This window comes from Hyphomonas sp. UBA3601 (genome assembly GCF_002375605.1).
Taxonomy (GTDB): domain Bacteria; phylum Pseudomonadota; class Alphaproteobacteria; order Caulobacterales; family Hyphomonadaceae; genus Hyphomonas.
In genome coordinates this window covers 526-2,514 of the sequence record NZ_DFME01000110.1, presented here as the reverse complement: position 1 = coordinate 2,514, position 1,989 = coordinate 526, and the positions used below count along the sequence as shown (strand labels likewise).

Genomic DNA, 1,989 nt, shown 5'->3' with positions numbered 1-1,989 from the left:
GGCTGGCTTTTCTTTGTCGAGAGAAACCGGACTAGTTGGTTTCGTCTTCGAGTTCGTCTGCAGCGTCGTCAATTTCTTCACCGAGTTCTTCAGCAGGGCCCTCATTGGTGTCGCAGGCTGCGAGACCGAATGCGCCAAGACCGAACAGAATTGCAATAAGTGGCTTTTTCATTTCCATAACTCCTTTATCAGTCAGCCCCCAGAGCGAAGGCGTCCCCCTGCAAACGTATGTGTGGGGGTCTGGTTCCAACGGAGCAGGATTGGTTTGACATCCCCCTACACACCCCCGGCCGAAATGCCGACGATCCTTCATGTCGATGACTGGCTGATCGTCGCGGAGAAACCGGCCGAACTGCTCTCTGTTCCAGGGCGTGGTCCGGAGAAGGCCGACTGCGCGCGCATACGTATCCAGCAAACCTATCCCGACGCGCTGACCGTCCACCGCCTGGACATGTCGACGAGTGGCTTGTTGCTGTTTGCCAGATCCAAGCATGTGCAGCGCGCATTGTCCGCTGAATTTGAACAAGGTCGTGTGCACAAGACCTACCTCGCCGATGTTTGGCAGCCGCCCGTCGAGGATGCCGGCCTGATTGACTTGCCGCTTGTGAATGACTGGCCCAACCGGCCTCGCCAGAAAGTGGACCATGAAACAGGAAAGCCGAGCCAGACCAGATTTCAGGTCCTGACGCGCCACGCACAAGCTGCACGGGTTCAGCTGACACCCCTCACCGGACGCACTCACCAGCTCCGCGTCCATCTTGCCGCGCTGGGGCATCCAATCCTGGGCGATGACCTCTATGCCCATGATGATGCCTTGTACATGACCTCCCGGCTGCACTTGCACGCGACCGAGTTGATCTTCCGCCATCCGGGCACCGACGCGGCAGTAACCTACCAATCCCCCTGCCCATTCGAGACGCCTTGACGCTGCGCATCATTGACATTATCGTTTTTCGATAATTTGGAGATTAGCCATGCACGCCGAGATCGTTCGCCTGTCCCTGCACCATGTCGATATCAAGATCGTGAAAGATGAGCAGATGCACGTCCTTCAATGGCGACGGAACCTGCTCTGGGATGAAGTCGTGCTGGACGGCAAACGCCAGGCATCCAGCCATGGGCTGTTCGGTCGGGAGAAAGTATACGGCCTGGTCTTTGGCCGGGATGAAGAGGGCAAAGGCGGCCAGCAGGTCATGCTGTTGCTCGATCCCTCCACTCATGCCGACTGGACCGAAGGCACACAGCGCGTCAAAGGCGTCCGGCTTGAGGGTCGCGATGGTCCGCTCGTCGCTTACGGAACACTCGACCCCAAGACACTCGAAAAGCCTGCAACATTTGCAGACTGGATGAAGAAGAATATGGGCATGGAATGGGGCGACTCATCCGAGAGCCGCCCTCATTAGGAACTTCTAGGAATCCCGCGAGCTTGCCGAGACCGGAACGAGGCGCACCGTCGCTTTCCGGTTCAACGGCTCGACCAGGCCATTGGCCGCATAGGCGCTGGCCTCGCCTTTCGGCATGACACCAATCTGCTCAGCAGAAATCCGGCGGGCTTCCAGAGCAGCCATGACAGCTTCGGCACGGTCCTCGGAAACACGCTGATTGACGTCTTCCGGACCGGTCGCATCTGCATGGCCGGCGACTTCAATCCGGAAGTATTCACACTGAGCTGAATCCGCAGCCACAGCATCCAGAACCGCTTCAGCCTGATCGCCAAGCTGGGTAACACCCCGCTCGAAATAGATCGTGAATTCCTCGACAGCGCAGGCAGCGGGGGCCGTTTCATACGTGACCGGCTCCTGCGGCGGAGCGGGCAATTCTGCTTGGGCCGCCAGGGCTGCCATTGCGGCAGAAATCATTGTCAGGCTGGCGATTTTCATGGTCGTCTCCATAAGTGACTATGCAAACAGAAACGCCACCTCCCCCGCCCGGTTCCTTACAATCTTTTCTTTGTGCGCCCTTCATGGGCCTTTGCGGAGGCCGGATCGG

Annotated in this window: 4 protein-coding genes; 2 read left to right on the top strand and 2 right to left on the bottom strand. The window is 58.4% G+C overall.

Features of this window, described 5'->3' with window-relative positions; all coding sequences use genetic code 11:
• Positions 1-31: 31 nt before the first annotated feature.
• Positions 32-172 (bottom strand): hypothetical protein, encoded by a 141-nt coding sequence (locus B4F73_RS11170; protein ID WP_198019834.1) that lies wholly within the window; start codon positions 170-172, stop codon positions 32-34.
• 123 nt (positions 173-295) lie between these two features.
• On the opposite strand from B4F73_RS11170, the gene B4F73_RS11165 reads away from it, so the two are divergent.
• Both B4F73_RS11165 and B4F73_RS11160 read left to right on the top strand, forming a co-directional pair.
• A complete protein-coding gene (locus tag B4F73_RS11165; RefSeq protein WP_290480385.1) occupies positions 296-925 on the top strand; it encodes a pseudouridine synthase in 630 nt (209 codons plus the stop codon).
• Positions 926-974: 49 nt separating this feature from the next.
• Positions 975-1,403, top strand: coding sequence for a hypothetical protein (locus tag B4F73_RS11160; protein WP_290483284.1), 429 nt, complete (start codon positions 975-977; stop codon positions 1,401-1,403).
• 6 nt (positions 1,404-1,409) lie between these two features.
• On the opposite strand, the gene B4F73_RS11155 is transcribed toward B4F73_RS11160, so the two are convergent.
• A complete protein-coding gene (locus B4F73_RS11155; protein ID WP_290483283.1) occupies positions 1,410-1,880 on the bottom strand; it encodes an OmpA family protein in 471 nt (156 codons plus the stop codon).
• Positions 1,881-1,989 lie beyond the last annotated feature (109 nt).

Coding starts and splice junctions, on each gene's coding strand:
- B4F73_RS11170 (WP_198019834.1), bottom strand. CDS start 172: ATGAAAAAGCCACTTATTGCAATTCTGTTCGGTCTTGGCGCATTCGGT.
- B4F73_RS11165 (WP_290480385.1), top strand. CDS start 296: ATGCCGACGATCCTTCATGTCGATGACTGGCTGATCGTCGCGGAGAAA.
- B4F73_RS11160 (WP_290483284.1), top strand. CDS start 975: ATGCACGCCGAGATCGTTCGCCTGTCCCTGCACCATGTCGATATCAAG.
- B4F73_RS11155 (WP_290483283.1), bottom strand. CDS start 1,880: ATGAAAATCGCCAGCCTGACAATGATTTCTGCCGCAATGGCAGCCCTG.